21 protein-coding genes are annotated in these 19,691 nt (G+C 66.3%); 14 read left to right on the top strand and 7 right to left on the bottom strand.

Going from position 1 to position 19,691, the window contains the following annotated elements; translation table 11 throughout:
- The first annotated feature begins 48 nt into the window (after positions 1-48).
- Complete coding sequence (locus tag VXD91_RS15565; protein ID WP_346415832.1) at positions 49-1,020, top strand: TniB family NTP-binding protein; 972 nt, start codon at positions 49-51, stop codon at positions 1,018-1,020.
- Entirely contained in the window at positions 1,017-1,943 is a 927-nt protein-coding gene (locus VXD91_RS15560) for a hypothetical protein (protein WP_205765479.1), read from the top strand. Before VXD91_RS15565 ends, VXD91_RS15560 begins: the two co-directional genes overlap by 4 nt.
- A gap of 274 nt (positions 1,944-2,217) precedes the next feature.
- Here VXD91_RS15560 and VXD91_RS15555 read toward each other — a convergent pair whose 3' ends face one another.
- Together VXD91_RS15555 and VXD91_RS15550 are read right to left on the bottom strand one after the other, a co-directional pair.
- Positions 2,218-4,035 carry a fatty acyl-AMP ligase gene (locus VXD91_RS15555; protein WP_105389218.1) on the bottom strand — a complete coding sequence of 606 codons (1,818 nt, stop codon included), beginning with the start codon at positions 4,033-4,035 and terminating at the stop codon, positions 2,218-2,220.
- 69 nt (positions 4,036-4,104) lie between these two features.
- On the bottom strand, positions 4,105-4,719 hold the full coding sequence (locus VXD91_RS15550; protein WP_237159984.1) for a TetR/AcrR family transcriptional regulator: 615 nt from the start codon (positions 4,717-4,719) through the stop codon (positions 4,105-4,107).
- Between the two features lie 129 nt (positions 4,720-4,848).
- Between VXD91_RS15550 and VXD91_RS15545 the strand changes: the two genes are divergently transcribed.
- The 6 genes from VXD91_RS15545 to ssuD all read left to right on the top strand — a co-directional run bounded on the left by VXD91_RS15545 (position 4,849) and on the right by ssuD (position 11,200).
- Positions 4,849-7,191, top strand: coding sequence for an MMPL family transporter (locus tag VXD91_RS15545; protein ID WP_105389183.1), 2,343 nt, complete (start codon positions 4,849-4,851; stop codon positions 7,189-7,191).
- 5 nt (positions 7,192-7,196) lie between these two features.
- A complete protein-coding gene (locus VXD91_RS15540; protein WP_133167810.1) occupies positions 7,197-7,574 on the top strand; it encodes a hypothetical protein in 378 nt (125 codons plus the stop codon).
- A gap of 148 nt (positions 7,575-7,722) precedes the next feature.
- Complete coding sequence (locus VXD91_RS15535) at positions 7,723-8,517, top strand: ABC transporter substrate-binding protein (RefSeq protein WP_346415830.1); 795 nt, start codon at positions 7,723-7,725, stop codon at positions 8,515-8,517.
- Entirely contained in the window at positions 8,514-9,338 is an 825-nt protein-coding gene (locus VXD91_RS15530; protein ID WP_023363448.1) for an ABC transporter permease, read from the top strand. The genes VXD91_RS15535 and VXD91_RS15530 overlap by 4 nt, the downstream gene beginning before the upstream one ends.
- 1 nt (position 9,339) lies before the next feature.
- Positions 9,340-10,179: an ABC transporter ATP-binding protein gene (locus VXD91_RS15525; protein WP_063840604.1), complete on the top strand. Its 840-nt coding sequence runs from the start codon at positions 9,340-9,342 to the stop codon at positions 10,177-10,179.
- Entirely contained in the window at positions 10,103-11,200 is a 1,098-nt protein-coding gene (ssuD, locus tag VXD91_RS15520) for an FMNH2-dependent alkanesulfonate monooxygenase (RefSeq protein WP_023363445.1), read from the top strand. Before VXD91_RS15525 ends, ssuD begins: the two co-directional genes overlap by 77 nt.
- 314 nt (positions 11,201-11,514) lie before the next feature.
- On the opposite strand, the gene VXD91_RS15515 is transcribed toward ssuD, so the two are convergent.
- Entirely contained in the window at positions 11,515-12,051 is a 537-nt protein-coding gene (locus tag VXD91_RS15515; protein ID WP_023363443.1) for a carboxymuconolactone decarboxylase family protein, read from the bottom strand.
- A gap of 132 nt (positions 12,052-12,183) precedes the next feature.
- Between VXD91_RS15515 and VXD91_RS15510 the strand changes: the two genes are divergently transcribed.
- The 3 genes from VXD91_RS15510 (at position 12,184) to VXD91_RS15500 (ending at position 14,494) form a co-directional block, all read left to right on the top strand.
- On the top strand, positions 12,184-12,834 hold the full coding sequence (locus VXD91_RS15510; RefSeq protein ID WP_023363441.1) for a sigma-70 family RNA polymerase sigma factor: 651 nt from the start codon (positions 12,184-12,186) through the stop codon (positions 12,832-12,834).
- The gene (locus VXD91_RS15505; protein WP_023363439.1) at positions 12,827-13,096 is read left to right on the top strand and encodes a zf-HC2 domain-containing protein; all 270 of its coding nucleotides are present in this window, start codon (positions 12,827-12,829) and stop codon (positions 13,094-13,096) included. The genes VXD91_RS15510 and VXD91_RS15505 overlap by 8 nt, the downstream gene beginning before the upstream one ends.
- A gap of 228 nt (positions 13,097-13,324) precedes the next feature.
- Positions 13,325-14,494, top strand: coding sequence for a redoxin family protein (locus VXD91_RS15500; protein ID WP_023363437.1), 1,170 nt, complete (start codon positions 13,325-13,327; stop codon positions 14,492-14,494).
- Here VXD91_RS15500 and VXD91_RS15495 read toward each other — a convergent pair whose 3' ends face one another.
- On the bottom strand, positions 14,495-15,439 hold the full coding sequence (locus VXD91_RS15495; RefSeq protein WP_023363435.1) for an SDR family NAD(P)-dependent oxidoreductase: 945 nt from the start codon (positions 15,437-15,439) through the stop codon (positions 14,495-14,497).
- A gap of 82 nt (positions 15,440-15,521) precedes the next feature.
- Here VXD91_RS15495 and VXD91_RS15490 point away from each other — a divergent pair, with 82 nt between their 5' ends.
- From VXD91_RS15490 to VXD91_RS15480, 3 genes are all read left to right on the top strand, one after another.
- Positions 15,522-16,415: a haloalkane dehalogenase gene (locus VXD91_RS15490; protein ID WP_033718784.1), complete on the top strand. Its 894-nt coding sequence runs from the start codon at positions 15,522-15,524 to the stop codon at positions 16,413-16,415.
- 118 nt (positions 16,416-16,533) lie between these two features.
- The gene (locus tag VXD91_RS15485) at positions 16,534-16,833 is read left to right on the top strand and encodes a zf-HC2 domain-containing protein (protein WP_306341108.1); all 300 of its coding nucleotides are present in this window, start codon (positions 16,534-16,536) and stop codon (positions 16,831-16,833) included.
- Positions 16,827-17,462: an RNA polymerase sigma factor gene (locus tag VXD91_RS15480; RefSeq protein WP_023363431.1), complete on the top strand. Its 636-nt coding sequence runs from the start codon at positions 16,827-16,829 to the stop codon at positions 17,460-17,462. Before VXD91_RS15485 ends, VXD91_RS15480 begins: the two co-directional genes overlap by 7 nt.
- Positions 17,463-17,466: 4 nt before the next feature.
- On the opposite strand, the gene VXD91_RS15475 is transcribed toward VXD91_RS15480, so the two are convergent.
- The 3 genes from VXD91_RS15475 to VXD91_RS15465 all read right to left on the bottom strand — a co-directional run bounded on the left by VXD91_RS15475 (position 17,467) and on the right by VXD91_RS15465 (position 19,476).
- Positions 17,467-18,147: a TetR/AcrR family transcriptional regulator gene (locus tag VXD91_RS15475; protein ID WP_046188119.1), complete on the bottom strand. Its 681-nt coding sequence runs from the start codon at positions 18,145-18,147 to the stop codon at positions 17,467-17,469.
- A 58-nt stretch (positions 18,148-18,205) separates the two neighbouring features.
- Complete coding sequence (locus tag VXD91_RS15470; protein ID WP_023363428.1) at positions 18,206-18,769, bottom strand: peroxiredoxin-like family protein; 564 nt, start codon at positions 18,767-18,769, stop codon at positions 18,206-18,208.
- Between the two features lie 233 nt (positions 18,770-19,002).
- Positions 19,003-19,476 carry a DUF417 family protein gene (locus tag VXD91_RS15465; RefSeq protein ID WP_023363427.1) on the bottom strand — a complete coding sequence of 158 codons (474 nt, stop codon included), beginning with the start codon at positions 19,474-19,476 and terminating at the stop codon, positions 19,003-19,005.
- Positions 19,477-19,691: the final 215 nt, after the last annotated feature.

Here is a 19,691-nt window from a genome sequence, read left to right as displayed (position 1 = left end):
GCTTCCTGGCGAGAGTTCGTTGACCGGCAGCCGGTCGAGCCTCGGCGCATGACGATGAGGCAGATCAGCGGCCTCTCCCCCGACGAGAAGGCCGACTATGACCAGGAGCGGTTCGCGTGGTTGGCCGCCGACGTGGTGCTCGAAACACATGACACCGTGGCTCTGACGCGCCAGACCAGGATCATTATGGCCCGAAACATGGCCAAGACTGCGACCGCGCGCCGCGGCTTGGCGATGTCGGGATCATCCGGGCTGGGGAAATCAACCGCGGCGCTGCTCATCGGCAAACGCCACGAGAAGGCAATGCGCAAGAAGGCCGGCCGCCACGATGACACCAGCTATGCCCCGGTCGTCTACGCGGTGGTCCCGCCCGGCACCACCCCGAAGATGATGATGCTTGCCTTTGCCAACTTCCTGGGCCTGGTCAACCCGAACAGGGCCACCGCCCAGGATCTGACGGAACGAGTCGTCGGTGTTATGCGCCACCTCGGTACGTCGCTGGTCGTCTGCGATGAGATCCATAACCTGCGTACCAATCATCAGGCAGGCAGCGAAGCCGCGTCGGCGCTGAAAGTGTTCTCGGAACGACTTGACGCGACCTTTCTCTACGCCGGAATCGACCTACTGCAAAGCGATCTGCTGTCCGGCCACATGGGTCGTCAGATCAAGGGCCGCATCACCATTCACGAAATGCGCCCCTACAGTAACGGGACGCGCGCACAGCGAGATGCGTGGGAAGAACTCGTCCTGGGCATCGAAACCCTGCTGCCCCTCGGCCGCCACCCCGAAGGGTCGCTGGCCGCGCTGACCAGCTACCTGTACGACCGAACTGGCGGGTCGATCGGATCGCTACGTGCCCTGCTCAGCGATGCCGCGATCGCGGCAATCCTCGACGGCGCGGAAAAGGTCGACCGCAAGCTGCTCGACTCGATTCCGACCGACCACGCAGCTGAGGAGTTCCGCACCCGCACGCCGGTCAAGCACGACGGGGCGCCAACACCGCTGCGCAGGGCCGAATGAGGCTGCAGCCGTTGCCTGTCCCCACCCGAGTCTACGGCGGTGAGGGCGTCGTTTCCTACAGTCACCGTCTCGCGGCACGCAATCACAGCCAACCCGGCGAGATCGAAATCGGCCTGCGTGAGCGCGGCGTCCGCCTGTCCCGAGCGCGTTGTGCAGCCGAACGTATCGACGTCTGGCGGCAACTGGGCAACCTGCACCCGAGCGCATTCACGACGCCGGCCAGGATCAACGGCGATGCGGTCACCGACCGGCGCCTGTGCCTGCGCTGCACCCAGGGCAACCCAGCCATCGGCAGGCTGCCCCACGCCGGCCTTGTGTGTCTGCGGCACAAGCGATGGATCGGCAGCTCGCCGCAAGTCGACCTGCGCGCGTATAGTGCCGCGCTGGCCGCCGAACGACACTACAGAAGCCACCTCGCCGCCCGCGGAGTCCTGTTCGACTCGTTCGCAATGGAACTCGGCAGAGCGTGCGCGAACTCGGTTTTCATCGGCATCCAGGAAATCGAACGCCGCAGGCAACACACCGATATCGAGACCATCGCTGCGCTTGTCTACCCAGAACAGGTGAAGTTCGCGCGAATGCTCACCAGTCGCACATTTCTCGAGTATGTCACTGATCCCGCGCGCGAAGCCAACGACCGCCGCGCCCGAATCACTCAGGAAATCACGAAAATCCTTCCTGTATGGGATGCTTCGGAGTCCTGGCGAGTAACCGAACGGATCTGGGAGGTGGCACGCCGACTCGCCCAGCTTCGACGCGAGTCCCTCCTGTGGGGCACACCGATCCGCGACTCCTACTACAACCTGCTTCGATTCATCGGCCGACCGGACCTCGTGATCGACGACAAGTGGGACGACTACGGAATCCGACCTTCCACCTACAGCCGCGGCGGCCACACGGTCGCCGACAACAGCCCGGTGTGAATCGGCCACGCATGCGGTGGTCGACGAGGGCGGCCTCTCCCCTATATCTGTAGGCCTCGCCGGGCGCGACGACACGCCGTTCTCCGACGGCGCGGTCACGATCACCTCATCCGAGTCCGCACATGGCCACCACACCCTGTGCCATTCTTGCCGTGCGCGGTCGGTTTCAGGTCGATGATCAACCCCCAGCGCCACCATCCGCTCAGCGCGACTGGCGATTGCGACGCTGGTGCAGCGGATACAACTTGCGGGCCGCTCTGGCCGGCGCGGGGTGTCAGCGCACGCACAGCTTCCCGTCGAGATAGTCGGCGCGGCAGGCTCGCCGGGCGATTTTGCCGCTGGTGGTGCGTGGGATGGCCCCCGCGGCGACGAGCACCACGTCGGCCACGTTCAGGCCATGGCGGCGGGAGACCGCGGCGCGGATGGCGGTGCTGATCGGATGCGGGTCGGCGCGGCCCGCTCCGGGGGCCCGCTCGGCCACGATCACCACCTGCTCGCCCGGTCCGCAGGCCGGTGCCGCCAGCGCGCCGGCTGGCACTGAGAACGCCGCGATGAATCCGGGCCGCACGGCTGCGCAGGCCTGTGCCGCGGTCGCTTCGATGTCCTCAGGGTAGTGGTTGCGCCCGTCGATGATGATGAGATCCTTGATGCGCCCGATGATGTAGAGCTCGCCGTCTAGGAACACACCCAGGTCGCCGGTGCGGAACCAGCGTGCGGCGTCGGGGACCCCCTCGGCGCGGCTGCCGTATTCGGTGCGGGATTGCAGCTTGTTCCCGAACGCCAGTTCGCTGTCACGGCCGCGACCCCAGTACCCGCTGCCGACGTTGTCGCCGTGCAGCCAGATTTCGCCGACGTCGCCGTCGGGCAACTCCGCGCCGCTGTCGGGATCGGTGATTGTCGCCCACAGGCTGCGTGCGACGTGCCCGCAGGACACGTGCGCCACGGCATGCAGATGGTCGGGGGCCACCCGCACCGCGTGGCCTTCGCGCAGGTGGCGGCGGTCGAGGTGGATGGCGGTCGCTCGGGCCGTGGGGTCAATGGTGGAGATGAACAGGGTGGCCTCGGCCATGCCGTAGGACGGTTTCACCGCGGTCGCCGGCAGGTTGTAGCGGGCGAATGCGGCGTTGAACTTGTCGATCGAGCTGATGCTGACGGGTTCGGCGCCGTTGATCAGGCCCGCGACGTTGCTCAGGTCCAGTTCCTCGCCGTCGGGGGGCAGGCCACGCTGCGCGGCGAGTTCGAACGCGAAGTTCGGCGCGGCGGCGAAGGTGCGGCCGTGCACGGACTGCGCGGCCAATTCTTTGATCCAGCGATGCGGTCGCCGGACGAAAGCCATCGGCGACATCAACGTGATCTGCCCTCCGAACAGCACGGGGAACATGATCATCAGCAGCCCCATGTCGTGGTACAGGGGCAGCCAGCTGATACTGCGGATGTCCCAATCCAGTCCGACCGAGATGATCATCTGCACGATGTTGGTACACACGGCGCGGTGGCTGATCTTCACCCCGGCTGGTGTGCCCGTCGAGCCCGAGGTGTATTGCAGGTAGGCGATGTCGTCGGTGTCCAGCGGCACCGGAGCGAACGTCGCACCGACCGCGTCGGGGACCGCGTCGACCGCGATCACCCTGGGCTGTCGAACCCGCGGAAGCTTGCGCACGGGCGCGACGACGTGCTCGGCGGCGGCCGTGGTCGTCAGCACTACGGCGGGCTGGGCATCGGTCAACACCGCGTTGAGACGCTCGGCGTGGCCGGGCAGCTCCGGGGCGAACAACGGCACCGCGATGGTGCCGGCCCGGATCGCCGAGAAGAACCCGACCACATAGTCCACGCCGTGCGGGGCGGCGATGGCCACCCGGTCGCCGGGCTGGGTGACCTGCTGCAGCCGGGCGCCGACCGCGCGAAGCCTGGACCCGAGTTGACTCCAGGTCAGCTCGACGACTCGGGCCTGGTCGTCGTGGGTGTAGTCGAGGTAGCGGAAGGCCGGGCTGTGCGCCCACTGCGCGATGTTGCGGTCCAGGAAGGACAGCAACGTGATGCCACCCGGCAAAGCGATGTGGCCGTCGGCATCCAGATAGTCTTCGATCCGCAGGGCGGTATCCCGACCAACGTGCACGTGGTGCTACTCCTCTCTTCCCTTGTTCCCCTTGTTGCTCTGGCCTCACCCCGGCAGCGGGGTGGCATGTTCTGGGTTCAACCCGTCCAGCAGCAGGCTCAGGTAGCGCCGCTGCGCCGTCCTGTCGAGATCCACCGCGGTGAGCGCGGTGACCAGCATCGCCAGTATCGGCGGTATGTCGCGGGCGGTGATGTCGCGGCGCAACTGCCCGGCCGCCTGCGCTCGCTTGATCATCGTCGCGAACGAATCATCGCTGCGGCTGAGCAGTCTGGTGATGATCTCGGTGAGGTTGTCCAGCGACGACAGAAGCCCCCACTGCCGGTGCAGCGCGGCGATGAGCCCCTCGGCGACGTCGAGTAGCTCGGCCCGTGCGGTGTCGCTGTCCTGAAACTTCGCCAGCAGCGGCTCGATGTCGGTGTCGAACGAGGCCTCGCAGACCGCCAGCGCGAGGGCCTGACGGTTGGGGAAATGCCGGTACAGCGTGGCGGTGCCCACCCCGGCCCGGCGGGCTACCTGCGCCAACGTCGCCGACGCACCCTCCGCGGAAAACAGCGATCGGGCGGCGGCCACGATCCGGCTGACGTTGGCATACGCGTCGGTTCGCTGCACTTTCTGGTTCACGGCGCTGCCGTCCTCGCTTTCGGACAATCGATGTGTCATCACGGCACTGCGGTCGTCGGCAGTGTGTTCTGGTCAACAGGTGATGGCTAACTCTCGGATTGAGAGAGTACTCTCAAGTCGTCGCGGCCGGCGCGTCGGTGTCCATCACGCAGAACAGAAAGCGAGATCGTGTCGAGGTTCCTGCATCGACTGGGGCGCACCGCCTTCCATCAGCCGTTCCTGTTCATCGGCGGGTGGGTCGGGCTGATCGCGGTCATCGTCGCGATCCTGGTCATGAACCCGCCCGCGCTGTCCACCGAACTGCGCATCGACGGCACCCCTGCCCAGCAGGTGATCGACGACTTGACCCGACAGATGCCCCAGGCCTCCGGCGGGCAAGGCATGATCGCCTTCGCGGTACCGGATGGTCAACGCATCGATGAAGGGCCGCGCCGTGCCGCGTTGCTGGCCGCGGTGGACGCGGTGTTTGCCGCCGACCACGTCGTCGACACCCGTGCGGCGATGGCCGCCGAGATGGCCAGAGGCCCCGCCAGTGCACTGATCTCGGCTTCACAGGCGATCGGCCGAGCCCAGGCGCAAGCCGGGCCCGGCCCCGGCGCGCCCCAACCCCTGCGCGTCGACGGCGCGGCGGTCCCCGGGGTGGTGATCTCGCCGGACGGTGCTGGGGCGCTGTTCCAATTCCAGTTCGACCGCCAAACCTTCGAACTGCCTACCGGCACCGTCGAGCACACCGTGGAGGCGGCGCGAACCGCACTGTCGGGCACCGACATTCGGGTACTGCCCTCGGCGAGCATGCTGCAGGTCCCCGAACTGATCGGGGTCGGCGAGGTCGTCGGTGTGCTGGTGGCCGCGCTGGTTCTGGTTGTCACGCTGGGTTCGGTGCTCGCCGCGGGCCTGCCGTTGGTCACCGCGCTCACCGGCGTGGGTGTGGGGGTCGGCGGCGCGTTCGCGTTGTCGCACCTGGTGAACATCCACTCGCTGACCGCGGTGCTGGCGCTCATGCTCGGGTTGGCGGTCGGAATCGACTATGCGTTGTTCATCGTCAACCGCCAACGCCGGCTCATTCTCGACCTCGGGCTCAGCGCATCGGCGGCGGCGAGTCGGGCGATCGGCACCGCCGGCAGCGCCGTGGTCTTCGCCGGCTCCACGGTCGTCATCGCGCTTTTGGCCCTGACACTGGTGCGTGTGCAGGTATTGACCACCATGTCGATCACCGCCGCCGCGACCGTCGCCATCGCGGTGTTGTGCGCGGTCACCCTGCTGCCCGCACTACTGGGGCTGGTGGGTGAACGGATCTGCTCACCCAAGGCCAGGACCAGGCTGACCACGCTTCGCGATCGCAGCCAACCGCACCCGATCGCCGCAACCTGGGTGCGGCTACTGATCCGGCACCGGTTGGTGGCCGTGAGCGTCGCCGTGCTTGCCGCCGGACTGCTGGCCGTGCCTGCGCTGTCCATGACCTCTGGGCTGCCCTCGGGCGCCAGCTACAACACCGCAACCGCGCAACGCGACAGCTACGACCTGGTGGCCGAGCACCTCGGCGAGGGCTACAACGGTGCGCTGATCGTGGTGGCCCAGCCGGCATCGCACGACGCGGCGCTCACCGACGCCGCTCTGGTCGACTTGGTCGCCAACCTGCAGCGCATTTCCGGCGTCGAGTCGGTGGACCTAGTCGGCCTTGATGACACCCGCACCACCGCAGTATTGTCCGTCATCCCCGCCAGCGGGCCCAACGACCCCGCAACCACGGTTCTGGTCAAGGAAATCCGGTCCCACTCGGGCCAACTGGCGCGCGCAGCGCAGGCGTCGGTGGGCGTCACCGGCTTCACCGCGCTGGCCATCGACGTGTCAGACCGACTCACCCACATACTGCCGACCTACCTCGGCGTCGTGTTAGCCCTGACGCTGATCATCCTGCTGGTGGTCTTCCGCTCGGTGATCGTGCCCCTCAAGGCCACGCTCGGATTCCTGCTCAGCATCGCGGCGACCTTCGGGGCCACGACCGCAGTGTTCCAATGGGGCTGGCTACAGCAACTGCTGGGCATCGACGCCGCCGCCCCCGTGCTGAGCCTGCTTCCCATCATCGTGACCGGAGTGCTCTACGGCCTTGCGATGGACTACGAGGTGTTCCTGGTGTCCTCGATCAAAGAGGCCCACGTGCACGGCCACCACGGCGACGACGCGATCGAACACGGCTTCACACAGGCCAGCCGTGTGGTCTGCGCCGCCGCGATCATCATGATCTCGGTATTCGCCGGGTTTGCCTTCAACCCCGACCCGATGATCAAACAGGTCGGATTCGCGCTGGCGTTCGGCATCCTCATCGACGCCTTCGTCGTGCGCATGACGCTGGTCCCCGCGGTGATGTCGCTGTTCGGCGACCGAGCCTGGTGGCTGCCTCGCCAACTGGATCGCCACCTTCCCAACCTCGACATCGAAGGCGATACACTCGCCGCCACGCTGCACGCCACCGACCACGACCGGCCGCCGAGCCCACTGTCAAGACCGTAGAGCCAATGGATCGACGAGCGGCGGACTGCAGCACGCGCCCCTATCGGCAACTCCAAATCGTGCAACGGAGCGGTGCACCCGATAGCGGCGCGACCCGAACACGCGTCGCGGTAGCGCTCGGCAGCGGCGGTGCGCGCGAGTACGCCCACACCGACGCGGACCGGCGCCGCGTGTGGGTGTCGCTGACAGCCCGCGGACGAGCGGTCGCCGAGGATTTGCGGTGTGGCCTGGCGGACAAGATTTCATCGGTGCTTGGGTCCATGGAAGCCGCGGCCCAGGATGCGTTGGTCGACGCGCTGCGGCGGGTGGCTGCGTCCGCGCGCGAAACCAGCAGTGACCACGGTCTTGCTGGCTGCGGCCTTACGCGCCCGGTGGCGCCGTGATGGCCGGACGATCGGCATCAGCGTGGACGTTGCGCACCGCGCCGACGATGTTGACGGGTCTGTTGAGCACTCTTTTCGTGTCGGTGCTGCTGCGTGAGGTGGCGCGTGGCGGGTCGGATTCCCCGCTGGTGGAGCGGATACTGCGATTGTGGGGCTGGTCGTGGCTGATACCGGCGGGCGCGCCGGCACGAAAGTCGACTACGTGGAATTCGACTCGGCGCCAGCCGTCACAGAAGCGTTGGCGACAAACCGGGTCGACATGGTCTTCATGGCCGAGCCGCCGGCTCTAATCGCCGCGGCGGCGGGAGTTCATTGCAGGATTGTGGCTCTGGGCGCGAGCCTGGTCCAGGACATCCTCGTACCGATCGACAGCAAGATCGCGAGCGCTGCCGATTTGGGCGGAGCGCGCGTCGGTGTGTTAGCGGGTACGTCGTCGCATTACGCCTTGATCAAGATCGCCAAGGATGCCGGCGTCGATCCCAAGTTAATTCAAGTGATCGATATGGCCCCGCCGGACGCGAAGGCGGCGTTCGAATCAGGTCACCTGGATGCGTGGGCGGTGTGGCCGCCGTTCGTGCAGCAGCAGCTTGTCCAGAAGACCGCCAGGCTGCTACCGGCAGGCGATGCTGCGATCCAGTCCATCGCGGTTGCACGGCCCGGGCTGGCCGAAGATGCACTGGCCGTTTACTCCGCTTTGGTCGCTGCCATCGGCAAAGCAAAGGAGTTCATCCGCGCATCACCGGCAGAAGCGAAATCGATTGTGGCCACTGAAGTTCGGGTCGATCCGGAGGTGGTCGAATTGGCCTGGCCGCGCCACGACTTCACCGCCACGCTGACTCAGGAGGTCATTGCCGACATCCAGGCGAAGGCCGATTTCCTGGCCGATGCTGGCTTCATTCAGCAGAAGGTCGATGTCAAGGACCTGGTCGGACCTCCGCGATGACGATGATGGTGACTGCGCCCGTGGCGACAAATGCGCCCCGTCGACGCCGGCGGTTCTTCGATCGTCTGACAAGCTGCGTACTTGCGCTGGCCGTACCGATCGGACTGGTCGTGGCATGGCACGTCGCGGTGGTCAGCGGCGTCCTGCCGCACACGCTCGTTGCTGGACCGCTCGACTCACTCGAAGCGTTCGTCAGGCTGGCGATGGATGGAACGCTGATCGAGCACGCGTGGGTCAGTGTGCGCCGCATAGCGATTGGCTTTGCCATCGGCAGCACGGTCGGCATTCTGGCAGGGGCGGTGATCGGCACCAGCCCGTTGGCAGCCAAAATCCTGGAGCCCACCGCCTTGACGTTGATTCCGGTCCCGGCGGTGGCGTGGATTCCGGTGCTGGTCATCGTGTTTGGCATCGGAGAGCTCTCAAAGGTGACCTTGGTGGCGATCGGGTCCGCCACCACGCTGATCCTGGCGACCGCTGCGGGGATTCGTTCTGCCTCGCAAGATCTCGTGGAGGTCGCGCAGCTCTACGAGAAGTCGCGCTGGACAGTGCTGCGGACGGTGTTGCTGCCGTCGGCGGCTCCGTCGATTGTCGCATCGGCGCGCGTTGCGATGGCGCTGTCGTGGACACTGTTGGTCGCGGCGGAGGTCATCGCGTCGGCTAACGGGTTGGGATGGCTCATCTGGGATTCGCGCAACTTCGCACGGCCCGCTGCCATGATCGCCGGAATGCTCGCAATCGGCATTCTCGGAAAGGCCACCGATGGGCTTCTCGCCCGCTTCGGCCGCTACCTCACCCGCTGGGACCGCTCCTACCGTGGCTGACGTGAATGGCGCGGAGGTGCCGGCCCTGCAAGTACGAATTCGCGAGAAACGGGTCACGGTCGGCAAGCGTCCCCTGGATGTGCTGAGCGAGGTCAACTTCGACGTCCGCCGTCAAGAGGTTGTCGGCATCGTGGGTGGCAGCGGAGCTGGCAAGACGTCGCTGCTGCGCGCGATCGCGGGCCTTGACACCACGTTCGTTGGCGAAATCCGGGCCTTCGGTCGACTCGTTCGGGGACCCGGCCGGGACCGGGGCCTGGTCTTCCAGGAGCACCGACTGATGCCGTGGATGTCGTTGTCTGACAACGTCGCCTACGCGCTGCCGTTCCGGAGACCGGCCGCCCAAATCGAAAAGCAAGTCGTCCATGCGCTCGACCTGGTCGGGCTGGCCGGTTTCGGCAAGGCGTGGCCGAATCAGCTTTCCGGCGGCATGGCGCAGCGAGCCTCCTTGGCCCGCGCCTTGGTCACCACTCCCGAGATCCTGCTGCTCGACGAGCCGCTGGGCGCGCTGGACAGCCTGCTGCGCAGTCAAATGCAAACCGAACTCGAGCGGATCATCCTCGACGAGGCGCTCACCGCGATCCTGGTGACCCACGACGTCGACGAGGCCGTGCTACTGGCAGACCGGGTGATTGTGATGGCTGGTCCACCCGGACGGATCATCGCCGACATGGCGCACCCCCAGCCCCGCCCGCGGGACGTGGCGGACCCAGCACTTCAGGCCCTCCGCGCCCAGATCCTCACTGTTTTGCATCAAGGAGGCAGGAATGGACATCTACTGGTACATCCCCACCCACACCGACGGCCCACACCTGTCGACGATGCACCGGGCGCGGGCGGCTAACCTGCGTTACATCACCCAAATCGCGCAGGCCGCAGACGATCTGGGCTATGTCGGAGTGCTGGTCCCGACGGGCTCGGTGTGTGAAGACGCATGGATCACCGCGTCGTTTCTGGCACCCGAGACCACGAGCCTGCGATTCATCGTCGCTGTCAGGCCCGGGCAGTCGACCCCGTCGATGACGGCTCGAATGGCCTCGGCCTTCGACCGCTACAGCAGGGGTCGGCTCACCGTCAACGTGGTCTGTGGAGGCGATCCGGTCGAACTGGCCGGCGACGGTGTCTTCCTGTCGCATGGCCAACGCTATGAGCAGGCCGACGAGTACATCCAGGCGTGGACCGACCTGCTGCAGGGCAAGACCGTGGACATGAACGGCCGATATGTCCGCATCGAAGGGGGGCAGCTTCACTACCTTCCCCTGCAGGAGCCGCACCCTCCGCTGATGTGCGGCGCCTCCTCTGGCGCTGGGCAAGCGTTCGCCGCGAAATGGATCGACACCGTGCTGACGTGGGGCGAACCACCGGAGCAGGTGCAGCCGAAACTCGACGAGATGCGGGCCAAGGCACACGCTGCCGGGCGACGAGTCACCTTCGGCATCCGGCTACACACCATTGTGCGGGAAACGAGCAGAGAAGCGTGGGCGGCCGCCGATGACTTGATCCGCTACGTGCGCGACGAGGACGTCGCCGCCTCCCAGGCGGCGCTGGCCCGCTCTGAGTCGGAAGGCCAACGCCGCATGGTGGCCCTGCACCGTGGCTCGAGGGAGCACCTCGAGGTGAGCCCCAACCTCTGGGCAGGCGTCGGTCTGGTCACCGGCGGGGCCGGCACCGCGCTGGTGGGCAGTGTCGAGGAGGTCCGTGACCGGATCATGGAGTACCACGACATCGGCATCGACACGTTCATCCTCTCCGGGTATCCGCACCTCGAGGAGTGCTACCGGGTCGCTGAGACGCTGTTCCCGCAGCTGCCCTTCGAACCGAAGGTGAACAGCCTACAGCCGAAGGTGATCCCCGGCGGCTGGTGATCGACTGTCAGGACAAGGTGTTGGCCTCGCTGACCACAGCGGCGCCCGCCAGGTTGACCGGAAATCGCCTCAGCTGCAGTCGCTTCCGTCATGGAGCGGGTATTCAGGCCCACTCGCCGCGACACGATGGACGTGTGACGACGTGGGCGTGATAGCCGTCGCCGTCAAGTATCGGGCTCGGATTCTGGCGCCTCTCCGTTTCACATCGGAGAGGCCGCCCTGCCGCGGTCTTCGAGGATGACCCCGGCACCGCACGTGTCGTGTGACGGCTGGCCTGGCGGGCCGCGGTCGCGTGACCCGCCAGGCCGTGCGGTTCACGGCTGCACGATTGGGAAGTCGATTTCGGTGTGCGCGACGTTGTTGAAGTAGTTCGTCAGCACGTTAAGGCCCACGTGGCCAATGACTTCGGCGATCTCGGCGTCGGTCAGACCTGCGCGGCGCGCGTTTTCCAGATCGGCGTCATCGATGTGGCCGCGGTGTTCGTTGACGGCCACCGCGAATGCAAGGATCGCGGCGGTTTTGGGGTCGTCCGCATCTGCTTTGCGCGCCGACCCGATTTGATCGGCGCTGAGTCCCGCCGCCTTTTCACCCAGGTAGCTGTGTGCGGACAGGCAATACGAGCACCCATTGGCCTGTGCGATGGCGATGGCGAGGCGTTCGCGGGTGGAGCCCGGCAGCGTTCCGCGGTCGAGAGCGCCGGCCAAACCGAGATATCCGCGCAGCAGCGCCGGACTGTGCACCATCGCGCGGGTGAGGTTGGGAATCGTGCCCAATGCCTGCTGCACGGAGGCCAACGCCTCGGCCTGGTCGTTGGTCGCGTCGGCGTCGGTGACAAGGGACAGCGTGCTCATTGGTTCTCCTCCAGTATTGTTCGGGTTGATGGCCTTACACCGCATGCCAGATCGATGAGGCCACTGGTTAGACGCCCGTGCAGCTGATCTGTTACACGGGCCGCAATTTCGGCTGGGGAGCGGTGCTGGGTAATGGGCGAACACATCCGCACGGTCGTCGACGACCGGTGGGCTAGCGAGGACGAGTTCGTCGACGCGTTGCGGGCCGGGGACACCGAAGCATTCCGCCTACTGGTCGACACGATGCATGCACCCCTGGTCCGCATGGCGCGGATCTACCTGTCGGCGTCCATTGCAGAAGATGCCGTGCAAGACACGTGGACGTCGGTGGTTCGCACGATCGGGAGCTTCGAAGGTCGTTCGACGGTCAAGACGTGGGTGTTCCGCATCATGCTCAACCGAATACGGACGCTGGCCCGAACACAGGGGCGCACCGTGCCATTTGCCGTCGCAGGTCCGGAGGCGGATCCGTACCCGTCGGTAGATCCCAACCGGATGGTTCACGCCGAACTGGGTGCCCACCACTGGTCTGACGTGCCCGCAAGGTGGGACCTGTTGCCAGAGCAACGACTGCTTTCTCGCGAAGTGCGCACCTTGATCTCGCACGCCTTGGCCAAACTGCCAGACGCGCAACGCGAGGTGGTCTCGATGCGCGACGTCGAGGGCTGGACGAGCGAGGAAATCTGCGACGCGTTGGGGATCTCGGCGGTCAATCAACGCGTGCTGCTGCATCGTGGGCGCGCCGCCCTGCGGGCTGCGCTGGAGGAGTATCTCGATGACTGACGAATTCATCACCAACGAACTGCAACTGGCGTGCAGCGACGTGATCGAGCTGGTCACGACGTATCTCGATGACGCACTGAGTAACACAGACCTGCGCCGGTTCGAACAACACCGACGCGGCTGCGAAGCCTGCCGAGTCTTCATCGACCAGATTCGCCGCACCGTCAAGATCACTGCCGCCGCGCGCGACGACGCGGTGCAGGTGCGCCCGGCGAACTTCGACGCTCTGGTCGCCGAGCTGCGACGGCGGGGCCGTAGCTAGGGCCATCGTGTGCAAATCCACGCCGAACTCGATGCCCCCGAACGTCGCATGCCGCCGATGATGGCCCATGGCTGCGCGGGGGACAACGAAACTCGAGTCCCCGCCAGTTGTGCGTTCGGACCCGACAGGGCTTGGTGCTCAAGCGAGTTCATCGTCTGTACTGTTTGGTACACTAGGCGAGATCGCTGTCGACAGGCTCGATGACACCACCGACGGGGAAGGCGTGCTATGACAAGCTCTAAGTTCACCACTTTCAGCGAGAAGGTCGCAGAATTGGCGGAGCAGTTGGCCGGCGTGGCTCCGCCTGAGGTGCTCGAGGTCTTCGCCGCCGACCAGCGCGAGCTCCAGGCGGCCGGGGTGCCGGCGTCGGTGGCCGTGCCTGGGACGCGATTCCCGATCGCTGAGCTCATTGGGGCGGACGGGACGTCAGTCTCGTCGGCCGACGTGCTGGCCGGAGCACCCACGGTCGTGGTCTTCTATCGGGGGGCGTGGTGCCCGTATTGCAACATCGCGCTGCGCGTTTACGAACAGGATTTGGTGCCGGCGCTGGAGGCCCGCGGCGTTCGTCTGGTGGCCATCAGCCCGCAGAGCCCGGATGGTTCGGTGTCGATGCAGCAGGCCAATGAGCTGAGCTTCGCGGTGCTCTCCGATCCGGGCAACCGCATCGCCGCCGCGTTGGGCATCGTTATCGCGCCCAGCGACGAAGCGCAGGCCGCGCAGAAGCAGCTGGGGCTTGATCTTGCGGCGGTGAACGCCGACGGCACCGTTGCGCTGCCGATGCCCACGGTGGCGATCGTCGATGCCGAGTCGGTGTTGCGGTGGATCGACGTGCATCCTAATTACGCCACGCGCACCGAGCCTGAAGACATCTTGGCGGCGGTCGACCGTGTTCTTGGCCGCGCGGCCACGTCAGCGGCGACCACACCTTCTCTTGCCCCGGTGGCGCCCCGCCTGGAAGAACTGGCCGACGAACTCGGTGTCAAGTCCGTTCTGGTCATGCGCTCGGACCCCGATTCCATGGTCGTCGCGGCGACGGCGGGCCCGGGCACCGCCTTCTATCGGGTGGGCGCCGCAGGCTCCAAGGCCGGCGCCGCACCGGATCGGGTGCCGCTGTATTGCGAACGGGTGGTCGACGGCGGGGAGGCGATCTTCGTGCGTGACTCCCGCCTCGATGACACCTTCGCGGGCAACGAGGATGAGACCGAGTTCGGCTTGAGTAATTACCTCGGGATGCCGGTCCGAGACGCCGGCGGGCACGTGGTGGGGACGGTGTGTGTTCTTGATGACCACGCACGCGACTATGACGGGGCCGCCCGCGACCACCTCGACGCGCTGCGCATCGAGGTGGAGGCGATCGTGGCAGCCGACCCGTCGGCGCTTGTCACCGATGATCGGTAGTCAGCGAGCGGCGGCGACAAATCGGTGGATGGCTTCGTCGGCGCGATCTTGGATCGTGGTGTCGGCGAAGTCTGCCAGGATCGTCGCCTGGTCGACGACGGGCCCGGTGAGCTTCCCGGCGCCACTGGCGTAGAACACTCCGCTGCGGTACGAGTCATCGACGATTGCGTCAACCAGACGTCGCGCGCCGACGTCGAGCTTGTGCGCAAGGCCGAACAGCGGTGCGATGTAGGGCATCACGACGCGGCTCATGACGGTCCTCACTATCGGGTTGGTGTGCTCGAACGCGTTGGTGCCTGCGGTGTTGCCCGGGCTCACGGTGAGCAGACGAAGGTCGGGATGGCGGCGTGCCAGGGCCGATATCCACAGTGCACCAAGATATTTCGCGTGGGCGTAAGCCAGCATCGCGGTGGCGCGCCTGCCGGTGTAGAAGGATCCGTCGATGACGCCGGCGAACTCGTCGGCGGAATGGTGGGCGAAGGTTGGGGGTGGGATGCGCAATTGAACAACACCACGGGCAGCCTCGCTGCCGGTCAGCACGGCGGCGGCGGTTAACATTTCACGCTGGATCAGCGCCTCCAGCAGCATCACGTGCCCCAGCACGTTTGCGGCGAAGACCTCGGTGACACCATGGTCGTTGAGCGCCAATGGTTTTGGCCCGCCGAGGCCGCCAGCGTTCAAGACGACGGTGTGCAGCGGTTTGGTGATCGTGTCGAGGGCCGATTGCACAGATCCGGGATCGGCGACGTCCATGTGCAGGATTTCGAACAGCGCGGTGTTCGTGGCGCGCTCGAGGTCGGATCGTGCCGACGCGGCTCGCGTGAGGTTGCGACACGCGAGGAAGATTGTCGAAAATGCGCCGCGCAGTGCCAGTTGCCGTGCGATCTCCTTGCCGATCCCGGAATTCGCGCCCGTGATGAGAATGGCCCGATCCGTCCGTGTCATCGCCGCTCCGACCGCCGAAAGTCTGACTTTACCGTTCGGTACACTACATCACGATCACCTGCCTCACACCTGGAGCTGCCCGATGAGCGTTGGCCTGCCTGAAGTTTTTCGGACCCCGGAGGGCCGATTCGCCCACCTGCCTGGCTATGACTTCACGCCGCACTATGTCGACGTTGACGGTCTGCGGATCCATTACCTCGACGAGGGCCCGCGCGAGGGCACGCCGATCGTGTGTTTTCACGGCGAGCCGAGTTGGGTTTACCTGTACCGCAAGATGATCGGCCCGCTGGTGGCCGCGGGCCACCGTGTCATTGCGCCGGACTACGCCGGCTTCGGGCGCTCGGACAAGCCGACTGACCCGAACTGGTACACCTTCGACCGGCACGTGCAGATCGTCAGCGCGGTGCTCGATCGCCTCGACGTGCAGCAGGCGACGGCCGTGGTGCAGGACTGGGGCGGCCCGATCGGCCTGCGCTGGGCCGTCGAGCACTCCGATCGCGTGGCTGCACTGGCGATCTTCAACACCGGGCTGTTCACGGGGCGGGTGTCCAAAGGGTTCCTGTCCTGGCGCGAGTTCGCCGAGAAGAACCCCGACCTCCCGGTCGGAATGGTGATCCAGGGTGCGACGGCCACCGACCTGGCCGACGACGTCGTCGCCGCCTACGACGCGCCCTTCCCCACGCCCGAGTCCAAAGCCGGGGCGGCCCGCTTCCCGCTGCTTGTCCCCATCACGGGCGACGACGTCGGGGCCAACGAGATGCGGGCGGTCATCGACCAGCTGTCGCGGTGGCAGAAGCCGGCCCTGGTGGCGTTCTCCGACCAGGACCCCATCTTCCCCTTCCCCCGAGCTGGTCAGGTGTTCTGTGACCTCATCCCCGGCGCCATCGATCAGGTGCGCATCGAAGGCGCATCGCACTTCCTGCAGGAGGATCGCGGCGAGCTCCTCGCCCACGAGGTGCTCAAGGTGGCGCCGTGACGAAAGTGTGACGGCTGGTGGCAACGACCCGTTGGCCGTGTCACGCTGAATTCATCGGCCCGGCATTCCGCCGCGCCGACCGGGGATCTGGGGACCCGATGATTGTCGAGGGCGAGAAATGACGTCTAAGGCTGGCCGGATGCGGTGGTGGTGGCGGCGGCGCGGGGTGATGCGGTCGCGCCCGCTGCGGTGCGAGGAGATGGTCGAGCTGGTCACGGCGTATCTGGAGGACGCGCTCGATGCCGACGATCGCGCGCGCTTTGAGACGCATCTGCACGGATGTGAGGGCTGCGCCGCTTATTTGGACCAGTTGCACGCCACGGTCGGCACTCTGGGCGGCATCCGTGAGGAGCACCTCGATCCGGTCTACCGCGCCCGGCTGCTGGCCGCCTTCGCCGAGACGGCGGGCTCATGGTAACCCGGATCGCCGGTGAGCAGGCGTTGGTCACGGGGCTTCGCGCGGGTGATCAGCGTGCCTTTGCTCAACTGGTCGACGAGCACACGCCCGCCCTGTTGCGTGTCGCACGCGCCTACGTCTCCGATCACCCGACAGCCGAGGACGTGGTGCAAGAGACTTGGATCGCCGTGGTGAAGGGCATTAGGGGTTTTGAGGGCCGATCCTCGCTCAAGACGTGGCTCTTTGCGGTGTTGACAAACATCGCCAAGCAGCGCGGGGTTCGCGATCATCGGCGCAACGAGACCCTCACCGACTTCGGTGCGGCCACCGTGGATCCAGCGCGCTTTCACCGTCCCGGCGAGCCCGGCGCCGGCTCGTGGAAACAGCCGCCGGCGCCGTTCCCGGACAGCCCGGAGGGCTCGGTTCTGCATCGCGAGTTGTTGGAGGTTGCCCGGCGTGAGCTGGACAAGTTACCCGAGGGACAACGCGCCGTGGTGACCCTGCGCGACCTTCTCGGGTTCGACGCCGCGGAGGTCTGCGAGGTGCTCGACATCACCGCGGGCAATCAACGGGTGCTGCTGCACCGCGGACGCGCAGCGATCCGTCAAAGTCTTGAGGATTACCTCAGCGCAGGCCAGCGAGAGTTCTGACGGCTCAACGGGTTTGGCGCTTGCGGCGGGCCGATCCGGGTTTGGCGGGTGCTGAAGTAGCCGCCCAGCGGTGAAGTTCGGTGACCGCGCCGTCGAGGGTGTCGCGTAGCACGGTGACGTTTCCGCGCACACGGGCGAGCAACATCCCGCCCTGCAGGGCGGCGATGACCATGGCGGCCAGGCGCGCCGGTTTCGCCGTGTGCACCAGGTCGCCGCGATCCTTCATCGCCTTCAGCCCGCGCGCCAGGGGGGCTTCCCACCGAGCGAACGCGGCATCCAGGCTGGGGCCAAACGTGTCATCGTTTTTCAACTCGGCCGCGATCGTTCCCAACGGACACCCGAACGGGCCGCCCCTTCGGGATTGCTCGCGCACGATGCGGGCCATCCACGCGTCGATGCCCTGCCAGGAGTCGGTGTGGTCGAGTTCGGGTTGCTGCGCGGCGAGCACCAACTCCAGTTGCCGCTCGATCACCGCGGCCACCAGGTCGGCCTTGCCGTCGAAATAGTGATACATCTGGCCCTTGCCGGCGCCCGCGGCGGTCAGCACGTCGTCGAGGCTGGTGGTGCTCACGCCGTTGTGATACATCAACGTGGCCGCGGCGTCCACGATCTGTGCGCGCGCACGCTGACCGCGCGCGGTCGCTGGGAGCGGGCGCGCCGTGCCGGTCGGTCGCAATGCGGACATCCCGAAAAGGATATAGAAGCAACCCTGGCCGACCGGCACGGCGCGACCGCGGCCGGTGTCACCGCACGTGGGCCAGCAGTTCGTCGACCGACCACTGGTCGTAGGCGTGGATTCCGCGTTTGGCGGCGACCACTTTGCCGTCCGACCCGATCAGGAAGTCTCCCGGCAGCCCCAGGGTGCCTCCGATCGGGTCGTTGTTGTAGACCGGTGTCGGGGTCGGGTCGCCCCGCTTGAGGAGTTGGCGAATCCGCTGGGCCACGACCGGGGCGAGGGCGCGGGGGTCGAGGATGGCCCGCCGCGAGGAACCCACACCGAACTCGTCGTAGAGCAGCTTGGCCGGATCGCCGATGACCGCGAACGGCAGCTCGACCCCGTGGCGGCGCAGTTCGTCATCGCTGGAGTGGAACACCACCACCTCACGGATGCCGGCCGCGGCGATCTCGTCGTAACGCCGCGCCATCGACTGAAGGTGCACGTTGCAGATCGGGCAGCCCGCGAAGCGACGCAACTGCAGATGGACAAGGCGGTCGGGATCCGGGATGCGCACCGTCTCTCCGGATACGGTGACCAGTTCCCGGGGTGCCACCACAGTGCCCGGGCCGACGACGTTGGCTTTTCTCATGAGAAGTACTGCCTTTCAGAAAGTTCGTGGCGGGCCCGCAAGTGACAAAGATAGTGTACTAAACAGTACAGTCGAGGCTGCGGTGGGTAATGGGCGATTTCGCGGCTGTCGGCGTTTCGTCACCATGACCTGACGGTGTACGACAATGCTTGCCGCCCAGGGCCGAATCGCACTTCGGTGGTGGCGTGCCGAGTCGGCGTCGACCATGGCGCCCATCGTCGATCGCGTGGGGGTCACCCACGTAGGGTGTCGGCCAGGGTCCACAGCGACACCCCGAGTAGGACGACGTCCTTGAGCAGGAACTGACCGGTCGACGACAATGCGGGGAATCCGCCGCCGGCCGCTTCGGCGACGCCGGGGGTGCTGAACAGGAAGCTGATCGTCGTCAGGAACAACAGCGTCGCCAGGACGCTGCCGAGCACCGAGAGTTTGGGCGCGATGGGTTTGGCGGCCAGCAGGATCGCGGTGAGGATCTCGAAAACCCCCAGCAGATTGGAGAAGGTCTGCACCGAGAACAGGTTGTAGAGCCAGCTCAACAGTGGGCTGTTGGCGACCAGTGGCTGGATGCCCTCGGCCTCGTAGGCGGTGAACTTCAGCGCACCGATCCAGGCGATCACGACGACCAGGCCGTAGCGGGCGACGAAAGACGCGAGGCCTTCGAGCCTCGCGTGGATGCCCGGATTGGTCAGGACATTGTTGGTAGCCACGAGTTTAACCTCCAAACGGGAGTCTGCTGTCGTTGGTGTGGTGTCGGCCAACCCGGCTTCCGTTACACAGAACAGGGTTTCGGCTCCAAGTTGACCGAATGGTCAACTACGACTCAGGCGCGAGGCGCCTGTCCGCGTGGTCGCTGCCTGTGTGTTTGACAAGGAGTGGACGCGGGCGCCGTAACGGCTGTTCGTGGCGACTGTCAGGTTCGCAA

The sequence above is a fragment of the Mycobacterium sp. SM3041 genome, from assembly GCF_039668335.1.
In the GTDB taxonomy this organism is placed as follows: domain Bacteria; phylum Actinomycetota; class Actinomycetes; order Mycobacteriales; family Mycobacteriaceae; genus Mycobacterium.
The sequence above is the reverse complement of the archived record's forward strand: the minus strand, read 5'-3'. Positions and strand labels throughout refer to the sequence as shown.